Origin of the sequence: Gibbsiella greigii (genome assembly GCF_039540155.1) — a bacterium.
In the GTDB taxonomy this organism is placed as follows: Bacteria; Pseudomonadota; Gammaproteobacteria; order Enterobacterales; family Enterobacteriaceae; genus Gibbsiella; species Gibbsiella quercinecans.
Map to the genome: position 1 here is coordinate 167,670 of NZ_BAABEM010000006.1, position 18,309 is coordinate 185,978.

At 60.1% G+C, this 18,309-nt stretch carries 14 protein-coding genes; 7 read left to right on the forward strand and 7 right to left on the reverse strand.

Annotated elements, in window-relative coordinates:
* Positions 1-103: 103 nt before the first annotated feature.
* Positions 104-247, reverse strand: a complete 144-nt coding sequence (gene yqgG / locus AC559G_RS04045) for a small protein YqgG (RefSeq protein ID WP_498911487.1) — start codon at positions 245-247, stop codon at positions 104-106.
* A 512-nt stretch (positions 248-759) separates the two neighbouring features.
* Between yqgG and metK the strand changes: the two genes are divergently transcribed.
* A complete protein-coding gene (gene metK, locus AC559G_RS04050; RefSeq protein WP_438599753.1) occupies positions 760-1,914 on the forward strand; it encodes a methionine adenosyltransferase in 1,155 nt (384 codons plus the stop codon).
* A gap of 102 nt (positions 1,915-2,016) precedes the next feature.
* On the opposite strand, the gene fhuB is transcribed toward metK, so the two are convergent.
* From fhuB to hrpB, 6 genes are all read right to left on the reverse strand, one after another.
* Positions 2,017-4,005, reverse strand: coding sequence for an iron ABC transporter permease (fhuB, locus tag AC559G_RS04055; RefSeq protein ID WP_498911489.1), 1,989 nt, complete (start codon positions 4,003-4,005; stop codon positions 2,017-2,019).
* Positions 4,002-4,898: a TroA family protein gene (gene fhuD, locus AC559G_RS04060; RefSeq protein WP_498911491.1), complete on the reverse strand. Its 897-nt coding sequence runs from the start codon at positions 4,896-4,898 to the stop codon at positions 4,002-4,004. Before fhuD ends, fhuB begins: the two co-directional genes overlap by 4 nt.
* Positions 4,898-5,692, reverse strand: a complete 795-nt coding sequence (gene fhuC, locus AC559G_RS04065; protein WP_498911493.1) for an ATP-binding cassette domain-containing protein — start codon at positions 5,690-5,692, stop codon at positions 4,898-4,900. Before fhuC ends, fhuD begins: the two co-directional genes overlap by 1 nt.
* 45 nt (positions 5,693-5,737) lie before the next feature.
* Complete coding sequence (fhuA, locus tag AC559G_RS04070) at positions 5,738-7,927, reverse strand: ferrichrome porin FhuA (protein WP_498911495.1); 2,190 nt, start codon at positions 7,925-7,927, stop codon at positions 5,738-5,740.
* A gap of 224 nt (positions 7,928-8,151) precedes the next feature.
* Entirely contained in the window at positions 8,152-10,674 is a 2,523-nt protein-coding gene (gene mrcB / locus AC559G_RS04075) for a penicillin-binding protein 1B (RefSeq protein ID WP_498911497.1), read from the reverse strand.
* Positions 10,675-10,773: 99 nt separating this feature from the next.
* Positions 10,774-13,212, reverse strand: a complete 2,439-nt coding sequence (hrpB, locus tag AC559G_RS04080; RefSeq protein ID WP_498911499.1) for an ATP-dependent RNA helicase — start codon at positions 13,210-13,212, stop codon at positions 10,774-10,776.
* Positions 13,213-13,348: 136 nt separating this feature from the next.
* On the opposite strand from hrpB, the gene thpR reads away from it, so the two are divergent.
* The 6 genes from thpR to folK all read left to right on the forward strand — a co-directional run bounded on the left by thpR (position 13,349) and on the right by folK (position 18,308).
* Positions 13,349-13,891 (forward strand): RNA 2',3'-cyclic phosphodiesterase, encoded by a 543-nt coding sequence (gene thpR / locus AC559G_RS04085; RefSeq protein WP_438596998.1) that lies wholly within the window; start codon positions 13,349-13,351, stop codon positions 13,889-13,891.
* Positions 13,888-14,595, forward strand: coding sequence for a DNA/RNA nuclease SfsA (gene sfsA / locus AC559G_RS04090; protein WP_498911501.1), 708 nt, complete (start codon positions 13,888-13,890; stop codon positions 14,593-14,595). Before thpR ends, sfsA begins: the two co-directional genes overlap by 4 nt.
* Before the next feature lie 182 nt (positions 14,596-14,777).
* Positions 14,778-15,233: an RNA polymerase-binding protein DksA gene (gene dksA, locus AC559G_RS04095; RefSeq protein ID WP_095847315.1), complete on the forward strand. Its 456-nt coding sequence runs from the start codon at positions 14,778-14,780 to the stop codon at positions 15,231-15,233.
* Between the two features lie 63 nt (positions 15,234-15,296).
* Positions 15,297-16,208, forward strand: coding sequence for a glutamyl-Q tRNA(Asp) synthetase (gluQRS, locus tag AC559G_RS04100; protein ID WP_498911503.1), 912 nt, complete (start codon positions 15,297-15,299; stop codon positions 16,206-16,208).
* Positions 16,209-16,269: 61 nt separating this feature from the next.
* The gene (gene pcnB, locus AC559G_RS04105) at positions 16,270-17,814 is read left to right on the forward strand and encodes a polynucleotide adenylyltransferase PcnB (RefSeq protein WP_498911947.1); all 1,545 of its coding nucleotides are present in this window, start codon (positions 16,270-16,272) and stop codon (positions 17,812-17,814) included.
* Complete coding sequence (gene folK / locus AC559G_RS04110) at positions 17,814-18,308, forward strand: 2-amino-4-hydroxy-6-hydroxymethyldihydropteridine diphosphokinase (protein ID WP_498911505.1); 495 nt, start codon at positions 17,814-17,816, stop codon at positions 18,306-18,308. Before pcnB ends, folK begins: the two co-directional genes overlap by 1 nt.
* The last annotated feature ends 1 nt before the right edge of the window (position 18,309 follow it).

Genomic DNA, 18,309 nt, shown 5'->3' on the forward strand with positions numbered 1-18,309 from the left:
TGATCATGCATATTATTGTAAGACACCCTGTTCAAACTTCGTGAATCAGGCAAGGAAACTTCCCACAGGAAGGCTGCAGGTACCCTATTCGTTCAGGCGGTGATTAGCCGGCCCGGGAATCCTGAGTGGCGCCCTGATGTGCGTAACATCGGGTGGATGGTAGAGAAACAAGATGGGAAGGTGCTGAAACATGTACGCCAGGACGGCGATATTGTTGAAACTCAACAACCAGGAAACAACGGATCATTAATCCAACCACCTCCACGCCAGCCGCCCACAGTGAACGACGAAGCCTCTAATATATAGTGTAAGAACGTGACCGTTCGATGAAGCGGCGGCGCCGCAACGGCACCTACGGTTGGTGATGGTTTCGCTACCGACCGGTCACAGAATTTTACAACTTCGCGCCGGGCAGTGCGCCAAATGAACCGCGCGCGCTGTTTATACCGGTAAGCCATGTAAAATGCAAAATGAAAATATGTGGCTAACCGTTTCAAGCGATGAATATAGCACCGCTTTAGGTGCGCAAATCGCTTCGCCGGCAAAAAACTGCTGGCAATCCGTCTAAACCCTGACCTAAAATGGACGTCCAGATGTTAATCCATCTATACTGATTAACTGTTAAACTGCTTAACGGCTTTGCCAGAGCGGCGTTGCAGGATGCATCTCGCCATCGGCGGAAGACCCTTAGCTTTGATGCCCGGATCTCCAGCGCTGTGCAGTAATTTCTAACCCGTTTCATGCAAGGTAAAGAAGACAATGGCTAAACACCTCTTCACGTCCGAATCCGTTTCTGAAGGACATCCTGACAAAATTGCTGACCAGATTTCCGATGCAGTTCTTGACGCGATCCTGGAGCAGGATCCTAAAGCGCGCGTCGCCTGCGAAACCTACGTCAAAACCGGTATGGTATTGGTCGGCGGTGAAATCACCACCAGCGCCTGGGTGGATATCGAAGAAATCACCCGCAACACCGTGCGTGAAATTGGCTACGTCCATTCAGACATGGGCTTTGACGCCAACTCCTGCGCCGTGCTGAGCGCCATCGGTAAGCAATCCCCGGATATCAACCAGGGCGTTGACCGCACCGATCCGCTGGAACAGGGTGCCGGCGATCAGGGCCTGATGTTCGGCTACGCCACTAACGAAACCGACGTGCTGATGCCAGCCCCAATCACTTACGCCCACCGTCTGGTGCAGCGCCAGTCTGAAGTGCGCAAGAACGGCACGCTGCCGTGGCTGCGCCCAGATGCGAAAAGCCAGGTCACCTTCCAGTACGACGACGGCAAAATCGTCGGCATCGATGCCGTTGTGCTTTCAACCCAGCACGCGGAAGACATCGCGCAGAAAGATCTGCAAGAAGCGGTGATGGAAGAGATCATCAAACCGATCCTGCCTGCTGAATGGCTGAACGCCAGCACCAAATATCACATCAACCCGACCGGCCGTTTTGTCATCGGCGGCCCAATGGGCGACTGTGGCCTGACCGGCCGTAAAATCATCGTCGATACCTACGGCGGCATGGCTCGCCACGGCGGCGGCGCGTTCTCCGGTAAGGATCCGTCCAAAGTTGACCGCTCAGCGGCCTACGCGGCGCGCTACGTAGCGAAAAACATCGTTGCTGCCGGCCTGGCGGACCGCTGTGAAATTCAGGTGTCCTACGCGATCGGCGTGGCGGAACCGACCTCCATCATGGTGGAAACCTTCGGGACGGAAAAAGTGCCGACTGAACAGCTGACGCTGCTGGTGCGTGAATTCTTCGATCTGCGCCCATACGGCCTGATCCAGATGATGAACCTGCTGCAGCCTATCTACCGTGAAACGGCGGCCTATGGCCACTTTGGCCGTGAGCACTTCCCATGGGAAGCCACCGACAAAGCCGCGCAGCTGCGCGACGCGGCGGGCTTGAAGTAAACCCGGCGGCGGTAAAGAACCACGCAAACGGCGGGCCAAGTGCCCGCTGTTTTTTTATTAGCCGTTAAACCGAGTGATAACGGGCACCCTGCCCTTTCTCCATTAAAACGACTGTCGACGCAGCAGATAAACAAAATAAGGCGCGCCAATAAACGTCGCCAGCAACCCGGTTGGGAGCTGATACGGAAACATCATCATCCGCCCGCACCAGTCTGCCACCACCATCAGCAGCCCCCCCAATAATGCGGCCGTGACCATTTGCGGCATCGCGCGGCGGAAACCCAGCATCCGCACCATATGCGGCGCCATCAGGCCGATAAAGCTTAACGGCCCGACGGTCAGCGTGGCCATCGCGGTCAAGGTTGCAGCCAGCAGCAGGATTGCCAGGCGGGCCGGCGCCAACGCCAGCCCCAGTGAACGTGCCGTCGAGCTGCCCAATGGCAAAATCACCAGCCAGCGGCGGCACAGCGGCGCCAACACCATCAGCACCACAGCCCCCCCAAGCGTGCGCAGCGCTTGCGCTGTACCCACGCTATAGGTCGAACCGGAAAGCCAGGTCAACAGCCCACCCAGGCGCGGATCGCCACTGGCGAGCAGCAAATACATGGCGGCGTAAAACGCCGTGCTGAGCGCAATACCGGCCAACAACATCCGCTCGGTTGAAAACCCGCCGCGGCCGGCGGCCAGCATAATGAGCAGCAACGTAGCCGCCGCCCCCAGGCTGCCGGCCGGCAAAAGCCAGGCAAAGGCATCGCCCGGTACCATGAACAGCATGACGACCACGCCGAACGCCGCGCCGGAACTGACGCCCAGCACTTCCGGGCTGGACATCGGGTTGCCGGTCAACTTCTGAATCAACATACCGGCTACCGCCAACATCATGCCCGCCGCTAACGCCGCGGCCAGGCGCGGCCAACGCCATGGCAACAGCGCCTCCAACTCGGCGCCCAGGCTCCAGTGCCAGCCGGCGGCGTTTTGCCCCAACGTTAATGCCAAAGCCAGCGTCGCCAGTAGCAGCCCTGCGCCCCCGGCGCACCACAGCGGCAGATGTCGCCGTTCTTGCTGCACGTTGTTACCCAGAACCATTGGCGCAGGAAGCGCATGGGTGCGCAAGCGCGGCAGTAGCCACAGCAGCAAGGGCGCGCCGATCAACGCAGTGGCGGAACCGGTCGGGATTTCGCGCCATACCTGCGTCAGCCAGATCATGATCTGATCGGTCAGCCACAGCAGCAACGCACCCAGCAGCGGCGTCAGCAGCATACGGGGCAACAAACGGCGCGCGCCGAGCATTTTCGCCATCAGCGGCGCAAACAGGCCGATAAAGCCAATCACCCCAACGGCATTCACCAACATGGCGCTGAAAATAATCGCCAGCGCCAGAGCGCCCAGACGGGCGGCGTTCAGCCCCAACCCCAGATTGCGCGCCACGCCGTCGTCCAGCCCAAGCAGCGTTAACGGGCGCAGCAGCAGCAACGCCAGCAGCAGTGCGATCAGCAAGCGCGGCAGCAGAAACGCCACCGTCGACCAATCCTGCTGGTTCAGGGCGCCGGTGCCCCACAGAAATACGCCTTGCAGTTGATCGTAATTAAACAGCGCCAGCAGGCTGTTTACCGCGCCGCAATACAGGCCCAGCACCAGCCCGGCCAGAATCAGCGTCACCGGCGACATCCGCTTGCCCCAGGCCACACCGAACACCAGCACGCCCACCACCACTGCACCGACCATCGCCGCCAATTGCCGGGTGAGCTCGCCGCCCGGCAACAGCCACAGCGTTGCAGCCGTCAGGCCAAGCTGAGCGCCGGCGGAGACGCCCAGCGTTGCCGGTTCTGCCAGCGGGTTACGCAATACCTGCTGAAACAGCACGCCGGCCAGCCCTAATCCCGCCCCCACCAGCAGAGAAACACAAAGCCGCGGCAACAGACTGTAGTGGAACAGCATCTGGCGAATGTCATCAACATTGGGCGCAAAGAACCCCTGCCGCCATAGCGCCACTGGCAGTTGCTGGCACAGGTTGTAAACCGTCAGGCCGGCAGAAACAGCCAGCAGCAGCAACAGCGCAGCTAAAGGGAACAGACGCAAACGTGAACTCATTGGCGGCGCTCCTGCACCTGTTGCAACAGACGGCAAAAACGCATGGCGGATAGCGTAGCGCCATAAAACCATACCGCAGGCGCCTGCCGGAGCTGATTCTGCCGCACGAACGGCAATGCCTGCCAGAGCGGCGTGGCGCTAACGCGCGTGAACATCGCCGGGTTATGGTGATCGAGATAAATGGCGCGTGCCTGCTTCACTTCGGCCAGGCGTTCAATCCCCACTACTGCGGTGCCCCAAAAGTTGGTTTCCCCTTGCCAGGCATTGCGGATCCCCAATCTGTCCATTACGTCCTGGAATAGGCTATTTTGCCCCATGATCAGCGCATGGCGGGTGTCCAGCAGCGAGAACAGCAGCAACGGCTGTTCGGTATAAGCCTGTAACCGTTGGCGCGCCCCTTGCACAAAAGCATGAAACTGCGCCAAATGTTGCTCGGCCTTCGCCTCCCGCCCCAGGCGCTGCGCCAGCTCGCGCAATGAGCGCATACCCACGGTTAACGGCTTGCCGCTGCCATCGTTAAAGCCAAACGCCATGCTGGGGGCGATCGGCCGCAGCGCCTGCGGCGCAGGGCCATAGCCTTGCGAAAGCAGCAGCAGCGAAGGGCGCAGTTGCTGTAACAATTCCAGGTTGGGCTCGGTGCGCATACCGACGTTTACCACCGCCGCCGGCAGGCGGGGCGAAGCCACCCAGCGGTTGTAGTTGGGAATATCAGCCACCGCCATCGGCATAACGCCCAGCGCGAAAAGCAGCTCAACCGGCAGCCATTCCAACGCCACAATGCGCGCCAGATCCGGTGCCGTGTCGCTCCGCCCCGGCAAGGCATAAAACAGCGGAGACAGCGCCAACGCCGCCAACAGGCGGCGGCGCAAAGGGTCTTGTGGATAATCAGCCATCAATAAACAAAGCTCACCGGCGCCCCGCCGCTGGGGTGCGGCAGCGTTCCCATCGGGATGCCGTAAATCTGTTCAAGCACTGGCGCACGCATCAGTTCCAGCGGCGCCCCTTGCGCGATCATCGCGCCCGCACGCAGCGCCACCAGCCGATCGCAATAGCGCGCCGCCATATTGATATCGTGCAACACGGCAATCACCGTCAGCCCGCGCTGATGGCTCAGGCGCTGCACCAGGGCCAATACCTCGACCTGATGGGCGATATCCAGCGCCGATGTGGGTTCATCCAGCAACAGGCAGCGGCTGTCTTGCGCCACCAGCATCGCCAGCCAGGCGCGCTGGCGCTCGCCGCCGGAAAGGCTATCCACCAGGCGGTTGGCAAACGGCTTCAAACCAACCAGCTCAATCGCTTCTTCTACCCGTTGGCGATCGTCGGCGCTAAAACGCCCCAACGCGCCATGCCACGGATAGCGCCCCACCGCGACCAGTTCACGCACCGTCATCCCTTCCGCAGCGGGTAATTGCTGCGGCAAATAGGCCACCTGGCGCGCAAAGGTTTTGTTGCCCCACTGGGCAAGCGGCCGATCATTGAGCAACGCCAGGCCGCTACTGGGCGGCTGGTGGCGGCCCAAAATTTTCAACAGCGTGGATTTACCGGAACCGTTATGGCCGATCAGCCCGCTGACCTGGCCTGGTGGAAAGGCCAGCGACAGCGGCTGCAACAGCACGCGCCCCGCCACGGCGAAGCTCACCTCGGCCAGTGAAAATCGCGCTTCGTGATGATGTGTATCCTGCATAAGCCCTGTTTTTACCGGGCCGGCATGGTGCCGCCCGGTTATCAATTAGAAACGGAAGGTTGCGGTAGCTACCACCTGGCGATCGCTGCCCCAGTAGCAAGCATAATCAGTGTAGCAACTGGCGACATATTCACGATCGAGCAGGTTTTTCACATTAAGGCCAACGGAAGAACCGGCCAGCCCGAAACGCGCCAAATCGTACTTAACGGCGGCGTCAACCACGCTGTAGCTGGCCACTTTGAAACTGTTGGCGGTATCGCCCTGTGAGCTGCCGACATAGCGCACACCGCCGCCGACCGTCAGGCCGCTAAACGCCGTTTCGTTGAAGGTGTAGTCCGCCCAGAGCGATGCCATATGGGCCGGTACCTGCTCCGGAGTGTTGCCTTGGTAAGTGTTGTCGTGAGTATACTCGGCGTCGGTATAGGTATAGGCCGCGGTCAAATTGATATTGGCGTTCAGGGCGGCTTTGGCTTCCAGTTCGACGCCGCGCGCGCGTATCTCGCCGCCTTGTACGTTAAAGCCGGCATGATCTGGGTCCGGATCCGCCGTCAGATTTTTGGTTTTGGTCAGTTGGTAAAGCGCCGCCGTCAGCGTAATGGGGAGATTTTGCGGGATATACTTCACTCCGGCTTCGTACTGTTTGGCCCGGGAGGCATCAAAAGGTTGACCTAACGCATCGGTTCCCGGCGTCGGCAGGAAAGATTCACTGTAGCTGAAGTACGGTGCAATGCCGTTATCAAACAAATAGTTCAGCCCGCCACGCCAGGTGAACTGCGCATCATTTTTTTCTACCGTACTCAGTGTAGAGCGATTATATGCCGAAGTGGTCGCCCAGTCGTAACGGCCGCCGAGCGTCAGCACCCAGTGGTTCCACTCAGCCTGATCCTGCACATACAGACCGGTTTGTTCCTGCCGGTTAAGCATTTTATACGGGTAGTTCAGCACGATATTCGGGTTGCCATAGTCAGGCGCCAGCATGTTGAGGCTGCTGGCGGTGCCGTAATAGGCATTGATGTCGTTACGCATGCGCATGTAATCCACCCCCAGCAACAGGGTATGGTCAACGTCGCCGTAGCGGAACTTCGCCTGGGCCTGGGTATCCACGGTAAAACTGTTCAACTTTTCCTGCGATTGGGCATAGGCGCGGTTCAGCGTGGCGGGCACACTGTAGCCGTTGCCGTACACCGCTTTATAATCGCTGTCGATTTGCATATAACGCAGGTTCTGGCGCACCGTCCAGACATCATCGAACTGGTGCTCGGCGCTGTAGCCCACCATTTTCTGCTTACGCGCCAACGTATTACTGGCCTCGCCTTCGTTGAAATTGGTCGGCAACTTATGCTGGTTGCCTTCAGCATCGGTATAGGGCACCACGGTGCCCTGCCGTGGCAGCCAACCGTAGAAGCCGGCGTCGGGCTCATTCTGGAAATAGCTCAGGAAGGTCAAGGTGGTTTTATCATCCGGCCGCCAGCTAAAGGCCGGTGCGATGGCATAACGTTTTTCCTTCGCCATTTCCTGCTGGCTGTCGGCGCTGCTGGCCAACCCGGTCAGGCGATAGGAGTATACCCCGCTGTCATCCAGCGCTCCGCCGAAGTCAAAGCCGGTGGAAAATAAGTTATCGGTGCCCATTTGGAACTGCACTTCACGCAGGGTTTCGGTGGTCGGCTGCTTGCTGACCAGGGAAACCACCCCGCCAGGATTGCTTTTGCCGTACAGCACCGAAATCGGGCCGCGCAGCACCTCTATACGCTCCAGCATGTAGGGGTCGATTTTCGCTTCAGAGTAGTTATCCCCCTGCAGCTTGAGGCCATTCAGGTACTGGTTGGTGTTGACTTCCGTGAAGCCGCGGATCGATAGCGCATCATAGGAATTGGAACTGCCGCGCGTGCCCACCATCACCCCCGGCGTATAGCCCAGCACTTCTTTCACCGAAACCGGTTGGTGCATCTCTATTTCTTCACGCGTCACCACGGAAACCGACTGCGGCGTTTTTTCCAGCGGCGTATCAGTTTTCGTCCCGGTGGCGCTATGCCTGGCCACATAGGTGCCTACCGGCCCCCAGGCGCTCTCCTGCGACGCATCGCTGCCGACAACCGTGAGCGTTTCGCTATTGTCCACGGTGCTCTGCGCCGCAAAGGCAGGGCCGGCTACTGCAGCAGCGACGGCTAACGCGACGCCCCGCAAACCATTTTTCCTTTTGCGGGTATGCGCTAAAACCAGGCGTTTGTTCGGCATTCTTCAACTCCCCCAGATAAAAACCACAATAATGCTAATAATAATGATTATTATAAGCATATCATCTTGTTCATTCGGGGAGAATAATAACTGAACAATATTTGGGCCGGCAGCGGCACGCGAGCAAACGCGGAGCATAATGATGCTGTATCCAACTGAAAAAAAATAAAAAAAGCCCGTAGCATTCGCTACGGGCCTGATACGCACAACAGGGTGGATGGCGCTTACTGGCCGAACATGTCCTTAATCCAACCGGCAACGCCGTCGCTGTCTTTGTGCTCATTCTGCTGTTGCTGCTGCGCTGGCTGCTGTGCCTGTTGCTGCTGTTGCACTTCAGCCTGGCTGGCCTGGCACATTCCCTGCGGGTTGTCTGTCCAGACAGGGATCGTGCGCCAACTGCCACCGCCGCAGAGGAAGTTGCCGGCAGAGTCGATGCCCATTTGGCTGATGCCTTCCGGCGGTTGCAGCATCAGTGGCAACGGCGTTTGGTTTTCCAGATAACGCCGATACAGCGTCAAGGCACCGTTGGCGCCCGTCAGCTTGGCCGGGCCGTTATTGTCGCGCCCTACCCAAGCGATCGCCACTTCCTTGCCGTCGATGCCGGCGAACCAGCTGTCACGCAAATCGTTGGTGGTACCGGTTTTGGCCGCCAGGTGGTAATTCGGGAACTTCACCGACAGCGAACGGGACGTACCACGCGCTACACCTTGTTGCATGGCGTACAGCGTCAGGTATGCCGCCTGAGCAGGCACCACACGCTCTGCCTGTGGGAAGCTCTGGTACAGCACGGTGCCGTCTTCGGCAATCACTGAACGCACGGCCGATAACGGCGCCCGGTTCCCCAGGCCGGCAATGGTCTGGTATTCCTGCGCCACTTCCATCGGCGTCAGGCCGATTGCCCCCAGCAGCATCGAAGGCACTGGGTTGATGGCGCTTTTCGGTATCCCCAGGCGCTGCAGCGTGGCGCTGATCTGATCAAGCCCCACCGACATCCCCAGGTTGACCGTTGGCACGTTGAGCGAGTTGGCCAGCGCGTCCACCAGCATCACCTTGCCGCGGAACTGACGATCGTAGTTGTTCGGCTGCCAATTCGTGCCGTTCGGCAATTTGATGCTTACCGGCTGATCGCTCAGCCAGGTATTCAGGCGATATTTGTCCGGCTCGGATAACGCGGTCAGGTAGGTCGGCGGCTTCGCCAGCGAGCCCACCAGGCGGCGTGCCTGCATCGCGCGGTTAAAGCCGGCAAACTGCGGCTCGGCCCCGCCCACCATGGCGCGCACCTCACCGCTGAAACGATCGACAATCACCATCGCCGCTTCCAGATCGCTGACGTGGCGGGCCGCGCGCAATGCCGGAATGCCGTCTTCCACCGATTTTTCCGCCGCATCCTGCGATACCGGATCCAGCGTGGTGAAGATTTTCACACCGGACAGATCGTTCACCTTATCGCCCAGCCGGGCCTGCAATTCCTGGCGCACCAGTTGCATAAAGGCCGGCTGCGGTGTAATCACGCCGCCCTTCGGCTGCACGCCCAGTGGGCGCGCGCTCAGCATGTCGTACAACTCCGCGTCGATCACCCCCTGGTTTTGCAACAGTTTCAGCACCAGGTTGCGGCGCTCCAACGCCAGCCGTGGATTGCGCCACGGGTTATATAGCGAAGCACCTTTCACCATGCCCACCAGCAGGGCCTGCTGATCGAGGCTCAATTCGTCCACCGGGCGGCCGAAGTAATACAGGCTGGCCAGCGGGAAACCGCGGATCTGATCGCTGCCGCTCTGGCCCAGGTACACCTCGTTCAGATACAGCTCCAGGATGCGATCCTTGCTGTAACGATAGTCCACCAGCAGCGCCATATAGGCTTCGTTCGCCTTACGCCACAGCGAACGTTCGTTGGTCAGGAACAGGTTTTTCACCAACTGCTGCGTCAAGGTGCTGCCCCCCTGCACCGCGCGGCCGGCAGTCAGGTTTGCCAGCAGCGCGCGGCCGATCGAGCCCAGGCTGATGCCGTCATGCTCATAGAAATGGCGATCTTCCGTCGCCAGCAAGGTATCCACCAGCAGATCCGGGAAGCCGGCGCGCGGCACGAACAGGCGCTGTTCGCCGTTCGGCGATTGCAGCATGGTGATCAGGCGAGGATCGAGCCGGAAAAAGCCAAAGCTACGTTGGTTATCCAGGTTCTCGATCTTCGACAAACGGTTGTTCTGGAAGTACAGCCGCGCACGGATTTGCCCTTCTTTCCCATCCGGGAAATCAAACGGGCGGCGCAGCATCTCGATGCTGTTGGCCTGCACAGTGAATTCGCCAGGGCGCGTCATCCGGGTGACCTGGCGGTACTGCATGCCCGTCAGCAGATTGACCATTTCGTTTTTGCTGTACGGCATGCCCGGCTCCAGGTTGACCATCCGGCCGTAAACCGCCGCCGGCAGTTGCCATACCTTGCCGTCGATGCGGCTACGAATCTGGGAGTCGAGATACACGCCGTAAATCGCCACCAACACGGCAATCACCAGCAACAGTTTGATTATCAGCCCGAGCCAACGGCGTTTTTTACGCGGAGGGGCCGCTTTTACCTTACGTGACATCGGCGCCTCCTCGTCATCCTTCTCATCATCGTCATACTCATCCTGATACTCGTCTTCCTCGTAATCATCGTAGTCGTCTCTGCGACGACGCAGTGGCCTGCGCGGCGTACTGCGTTTCGGTTGTTTCCCTTTGCGCCCAATCGGTTCGCGGTCATCCCCAGCCATTGCTGTCGTTCTCCACGCTTGCGGCTCTGCTGGCCATCATCTTGTCGCTTAATCTGTTCCTGCGCCCGGCCGCTGAACAGAAGAAACATCTGAATTATCTTACTGATATTTTTTAGTGCGCCGCGTCGGCGCCGCGTTGGCGGGATCATCCGGCCATACGTGTTTCGGGTAACGCCCTTTCATCTCTTTCTGCACTTCCCGGTAGGCGCCTTGCCAAAACGCCGCCAGATCGCCGGTGATTTGCAGCGGCCGCTGCGCCGGCGAAAGCAACTCCAGCACCACAGCGATGCGCCCTTCCGCCAGCATCGGGCTGCTGCGTTCGCCAAACATCTCCTGCAGGCGAACCGGCAACAGCGGCGGTTTATCAACATGATAGCGGATAGGCAGACGGCTACCGGTTGGCACAGTGTAATGAGTGGGCAGCGCATTATCCAGCCGCTGTTTTTGCGACCAGTCCAACAGGCGGCTGAGCGCCTCGGCGATATTCACCTGCTTCAGGCCGCGCAAATCGCGCACGCCAGTGAGTGAGGGCAACAGCCACTGCTCAAGCGCCGCCAACAGCGCCTCGTCGTCCACCGCCGGCCACGCCGCCTCCGGTAACCATTGACGGGCGCACTGCAGCCGGGCCCGCAGTTGCTCGGCGGCCGCATCCCAATTCAACACCGCCAGCCCCTGCGCCCGCACCCACGCCAGCAGCGCCTGCTGCAGCTCTTCATCGGCGGGCTTGGCCAGCGGCTGCGCCCGCAGCGTCAAACGGCCGATTTGCTGGCGCCTCCAGGCGCGCAGCGTGCCTTTTTCTTCATCCCACTCGACCGCCGTCTGTTGTGAAACCAACCCCGGCAGTTCCGCCGCCAGCGCCGTTATCTCCACCGGCAACGCCAACAGAATGCGCGCTTCCGGGCTGTTCGCCCCTTGCAGCAGCGCCGGCGCGATCAGCCAGGCCGCACGCGACAGCGCCTCATCACGCTCTAACGCGGCGCCAAAACCGTTAGCCAGCAGATAATGCCCGTCCTGGCCGCGTTGCTGAGCGATGCGATCGCTCGCACCCTGCGCCAACAGGCGCGGCGCCAGATCGACATCTACCTGCCCAGCGCGCTGCGCCACGCGCTTGGCCAACTGCGCAGCGCGGCGCTGCCAGTGCGGCTGCGGGCGGCTTAACCAGTAGCCGATATCCGCCTGGCCTGAACGCGGCGGCTCTTCGAGCAACGCCGCCAGCAACGCCGCCGTCGCCAGCCCATCCGCCCCTAACTGCGCCCCGGCCAGCAGCATCGCCGCCAGCCGGGGTTCGCACCCCAGCGCGGCCATCTGCCGCCCGTTGGCGGTGAGCTTGCCGCCGGCATCCACCGCGCCAAGATCGTGCAGCAAGCACCGGGCGGCCGCCAGCGCGCTGGCCGGCGGAGCATCCAGCCAGGTGAGCTGGCCCGCGTCATGGCAGCCCCATTGCAACAGTTCCAGCCAGAAACCGGTGAGTTCGCTTTGCAATATCTCCGGCTGCGCATGTTCCGGGGCGCGTTCCGCCTGCTCTTTGGCAAACAGGTGCCAGCAGATGCCCGGTTCCAGACGCCCTGCCCGGCCGGCGCGCTGGATCATCGAAGCCTGGCTGATACGCTGCGTCACCAGCCGCGTCAGGCCGGTGCGCTGATCGTAGTTCGCCACGCGTTCCAAGCCGCTATCCACAACCAGGCGGATCCCTTCGATAGTCAGGCTGGTCTCGGCAATGTTGGTCGCCAACACCACCTTGCGCCGCCCGGCTGCGGCGGGCTGGATCGCTTTTTGTTGTTCCGCCTGCGGCAGCGCGCCGTAGAGCGGGCACAGTTCGGTATCCGCCGCCAGTTCGCCGTTCAGCCGCTCCAGCACGCGGTGGATCTCCCCCACGCCCGGCAAAAACAGCAGCAGCGAACCGTGCTGCTCAGCCAGCAGACGCTTAACGGCATTGGCCACGCCGTCTTCAAAACGCTGATGGCTGGCAAGCGGATGATACTGGCGCGCCACCGGGAAGCTGCGCCCTTGCGACACCGCCACTGCCGCCGCCGGCAGGCACTGCGATAAGCGCGCGTTGTCCAACGTCGCCGACATGATCAGCAGTTTGAGATCGTCACGCAGCCCCTGCTGAACATCCAGCAACAGCGCCAACGCCAAGTCGGCTTGCAGGCTGCGCTCATGGAATTCATCCAGGATCACCAAGGAGACCCCTTGCAGTTCGGCATCCTGCTGCAGCATCCGCGTCAGAATGCCTTCAGTCACCACCAGCAGCCGGGTGTTGGGCCCGCTTTTGCTTTCCGCGCGCATACGGTAGCCAATGGTTTGGCCCACCTCCTGGCCCAACTGCTGCGCCAGCCGATAAGCCACGTTTTTCGCCGCCAGCCGCCGTGGCTCCAGCATGATAATGCGCCCGGGCAGGTTGGCCCGCGCCAGTATCTGTAGCGGCAACCAGGTAGATTTACCGGCGCCGGTCGGCGCGTGCAGCAGCACCTGCGGAGCGGATTGCAGCGCGGCCAAGATCTCATCGACGACCTCGCTGACGGGCAGTGAAGACACAGCATTCTCCCTGGGTTCCTCCCAACACCTGATGGCGGCACAGGCGCCGTTGCCAGAAAGGTGAAGGGGATGGTTAACATTAAATGGCGCACATTGTAGCATTACGCCCAGCGTTTCATTCATTTACCGGGGTTCCATGTCCAACTCACGCCGTCTGTTTTTTGCACTGCCGCTGCCGGCTTCGCTGCAACAGCAGATCGTCCGCTGGCGGGCCGGCGCGTTTGCCGCAGAGGCCGGCCGGCCGGTCGCGGCGGCAAACCTGCACCTGACGCTGGCGTTCCTTGGCGAGATCAGCGCGCAAAAAGAAGCGGCGCTGCAAGCGCTGGCGGGCCGCATTCGCCAACGCCAGTTCAAGCTGGTGCTGGACGATCTCGGCCATTGGCCCGGCCCCGGCGTGGTTTGGCTTGGCGCCAAACACGCGCCGCGCGGGTTACTGCAATTGGCGGAGATGCTGCGCTCACAGGCGGCGCGCAGCGGCTGTTACCAAAGCCCTTTGCCGTTTCACCCCCATATCACCTTACTGCGCGCCGCCAACCAACCGGTGGCGATCCCACCGGCAACGCCCGGCTGGGCTTACCAGGCCGACCATTTTTCCCTTTGCCAGTCCATCTTTGAAAACGGGCGCACACGCTACCACGAGCTGGCCCAATGGCCGCTGAACAACGCAGGAAACACATGAAATTCACCCCACCGCTGCAACCCGCCACGCTGATCAAGCGCTATAAACGCTTTCTGGCCGATGTCGTGACCCCGCAAGGGGAAACCTTCACCCTGCACTGCGCCAACACCGGTGCCATGACGGGCTGCGCGACGCCGGGCGATACCGTCTGGTACTCCACTTCGGATAATGCTAAACGCAAATATGCGCACAGTTGGGAACTGACTCACACCCAGCAGGGCGACTGGATCTGCGTCAACACGATGCGGGCAAACGGCCTGGTGCGTGAGGCGATCGAGCAAAACCGTATTCCGGAATTATCCGGTTACAGTAAAATCAGCGGTGAGGTCAAATACGGCAGTGAAAGCAGCCGTATCGATTTGTTATTACAAGCGGAAAACCGGGTTAACTGCTATATTGAAGTCAAGTCGGTCACATTATTGCAACACAACCGTGGTTACTTTCCTGATGCGGTAACGCTCAGGGGGCAGAAGCATCTGCGGGAGTTGCAAAACATGGCGGCTGACGGGCAACGAGCGGTGCTGTTTTTTGCCGTTTTGCATACCGGCATCACGCAGGTTGCCCCGGCACATCATATAGATGCGCATTATGCAGAGCTTTTGGCTCAGGTTCAGCAGTCGGGGGTGGAAGTGGTGTGTTACGGGGCCGATGTCTCGCCCGGCGGCCTATCTCTTGGCGGTAAAGTGCCATTATTTTCCGGTTAATAATGCCCGGCATTAATAATGTAAAAGAGAGATATTACGCCGCCAAATACGCCTTCCTTCACACCATTGTCAAGCAGGCGACAGGAATAATTGCCAACCCCCTCACCATCTGTTATTTATAGCGGCCTGTTTTTCCCCCGCATTGGGGATTCGATAGTGCGTGTGTATGTAGGAGAAGCAACATGCAAGAAGGGCAAAACCGTAAAACCTCGTCCTTGAGCATTCTCGCCATCGCTGGGGTGGAGCCGTATCAAGAGAAGCCGGGCGAAGAGTACATGAACGACGCCCAGTTGGCGCACTTCAAGCGTATTCTTGAAGCATGGCGCAACCAGCTCAGGGACGAAGTGGACCGTACTGTCTCGCATATGCAAGATGAAGCTGCCAACTTCCCGGATCCGGTCGATCGTGCCGCTCAGGAAGAAGAGTTCAGCCTCGAACTGCGTAACCGTGACCGTGAACGCAAACTGATCAAAAAGATCGAAAAAACGCTGAAGAAAGTGGAAGACGAAGATTTCGGCTACTGCGAATCTTGCGGCGTGGAGATCGGCATTCGCCGCCTTGAGGCGCGCCCAACTGCCGATTTGTGTATTGATTGCAAAACGTTGGCCGAGATCCGCGAAAAGCAGATGGCCGGCTAATCACGTTACCCTGCGGCGCGCTTAACGGCGCGCCGCATCATGAGGTAACGGCCTTTTCCAACTATGTCTGAACATCATTATGTGGGGCGTTTCGCTCCATCGCCTTCCGGGGATCTGCACTTCGGTTCACTGATTGCCGCCTTGGGAAGCTATTTACAAGCCCGCTCGCAACATGGGCAGTGGCTTCTGCGTATTGAAGATATCGATCCCCCCCGTGAAATCGCCGGCGCCGCCGACAGCATCCTGTTTACACTGGAACACTACGGCCTGCATTGGGACGGCCCGGTGCTCTACCAATCCCAGCGCCACGACGCCTATCGCGCCGCCTTAGCGTGGCTTCGGCAGCAAGGGCTCTGTTATTACTGCACCTGTACCCGCAGCCGCATTCAACAAACCGGCGGGCTGTATGACGGCCACTGCCGCAATCTGCAGCTTGGCCCACAGGGTGCGGCAATCCGCCTGCACCAGACCAATCCGGTATACCGCTTCCACGATCGCCTGCAGGGCGAACTGCTGGCCGATCCGGCATTGGCGCAAGAGGACTTTATCATCCGCCGCCGCGATGGCCTGTTTGCCTATAACCTGGCGGTGGTGGTGGACGATCACGCGCAGGGCGTCAGTGAAATTGTCCGCGGCGCCGATCTGATCGAACCCACCGTCCGCCAGATCGCCCTTTACCGGCAGTTAAAGGCACCGGTGCCGGCCTACGTGCACCTGCCGCTGGCGCTGGGTGAACACGGGCTGAAACTCTCCAAGCAAAACCATGCTCCGGCGCTACCGGCGGGCGATCCACGCCCGGTGCTGGTTGCAGCGCTGAAATTTCTGCGCCAACCGCTGCCGGAAAGCTGGCAAGATCTTGACCTGCCGTTATTATTGAGCTGGGCAGTGGACCATTGGGCGCTGGAAAGCATCCCGCGCCAGAAGGCCATTCCCCTGGATAAAGCCACATCAGCATTCTCAAAGGCGCCATGGTGAGCTATGATTAGCCGCTATTTTTTATTAGCGCCATTTTTATCAGTCACTATCGAGGTGTACCATTTTTACCCGAGTAGCCAATTTCTGCCGTAAGGTACTAATCCGCGATGACAAGCCGGCAGGCGAACAATCGCCCGCCAGCGATAAAAACGCAGCTCGCGAACCCCGCCCGGCTGCCAAGCCGCCGCGCGCCATCGAAAGCAGCAAAGAAGCCCCGCGTCGCCGCACTGCGCCGGCAAAACGCCCGCAGCCGCCCGTCAGCGAAAGCGCCGGCTCAATGACCGTCATCCCCCGCGATCAGCACGCCATTTCACGCAAAGACATCAGCGATAACGCACTGAAGGTGCTGTACCGCTTGAATAAATCAGGCTTTGAAGCCTATCTGGTCGGCGGCGGCGTGCGCGATTTGCTGCTGGGCAAAAAGCCCAAAGATTTCGACGTCACCACCAATGCGACGCCGGAACAGGTGCGCAAGCTGTTCCGCAACTGCCGTCTGGTCGGCCGCCGCTTCCGCCTAGCGCACGTGATGTTCGGGCCGGAAATCATCGAAGTGGCCACCTTCCGTGGCCACCATGAACAGCACCTGGAGCAAGACCAGGAGCACGATAAGAATTCATCCCAGCAGGCGCAAAATGGCATGCTGTTGCGCGACAACATCTTTGGTTCGATCGAAGAAGATGCCCAGCGCCGCGACTTCACCATCAACAGCCTGTATTACGGCGTGGCGGACTTCACGGTGCGCGATTACGTCGGCGGCATGCGCGATCTGCAAGCCGGCGTGATACGCCTGATCGGCGATCCGGAAACCCGCTATCGGGAAGATCCGGTACGCATGCTGCGGGCGGTGCGCTTCGCCGCCAAGCTGGATATGACCATCAGCGAAGAAACCGCGGAGCCGATCCCTCGCCTGGCCGCCCTGCTGCACGAGATTCCGCCGGCGCGCCTGTTTGAAGAGTCGCTCAAGCTGCTGCAGGCCGGCTACGGGCTACCGACCTATCTGAAGCTGTGTGAATACCAGCTGTTCCAGCCGCTGTTCCCGTTAATCGCGCGCAACTTCACGCCGAACCACGATACGCCGATGGAGCGCATCCTGATCCAGGTGCTGAAAAACACCGATCACCGCTTGCAGAACAACATGCGCGTCAACCCGGCATTCCTGTTCTCGGCCATGCTGTGGTATCCGCTGCTGGAGCACGCGCAGAAGCTGGCGCAGGAAAGCGGGCTGGCCTATTACGATGCCTTCGCGCTGGCCATGAACGACGTACTGGATGAGCAGTGCCGTTCGCTGGCGATTCCAAAACGCATTACCACGCTGGTGCGTGATATCTGGCAATTACAGCTGCGTTTGTCACGCCGCCAAGGTAAACGTGCCCACAAACTGATGGAGCACCCCAAATTCCGCGCGGCTTACGATCTGCTGGCGCTGCGCGCCCAGGTGGAAAACAACCCGGAAATGCAACGCCTGGCCGACTGGTGGGGCGAATTCCAGGCTGCCACGGCTGCGCAGCAGAAAAGCATGCTCAGTACGCTGGGCGACGATCCGGCGCCGCGCCGTTCACGCCAACGCCGGCCACGCCGCCGTGCGCCGCGTAAAGAAGGCGAATAATGATCCGCGTCTATGTTGCGATCGGCAGCAACCAGGCGCAGCCGTTGCAACAGGCGAATGCGGCATTGGAAGCGCTGGCGCACATTCCGCAAACCCGGCTGATCGTGTGTTCGTCATTTTATCGCACCAAGCCGCTGGGGCCGCAAAACCAGCCTGATTTCCTCAATGCGGTGGTGGCGCTGGATACCCGGTTGCCCGCCGAGCAGTTGCTCGATCACACCCAGCACATTGAGCTCAACCAGGGGCGGGTGCGCAAAGACGAGCGCTGGGGGCCGCGCACTCTCGATCTGGACATGCTGTTGTATGGCGATAACCAAATCGCCACTGAACGGCTGACGGTGCCGCACTATGGCCTGAAAGAACGTGAGTTTATGCTCTACCCGCTGGCCGAGATCGCACCGGCTCTGGTGCTGCCCGACGGCACGCCACTGACCGAATGCCTGAAGCGTGTGCCGCGAAACGGCATGCAGCTATGGCACCAGCCCGGCGAGTGAT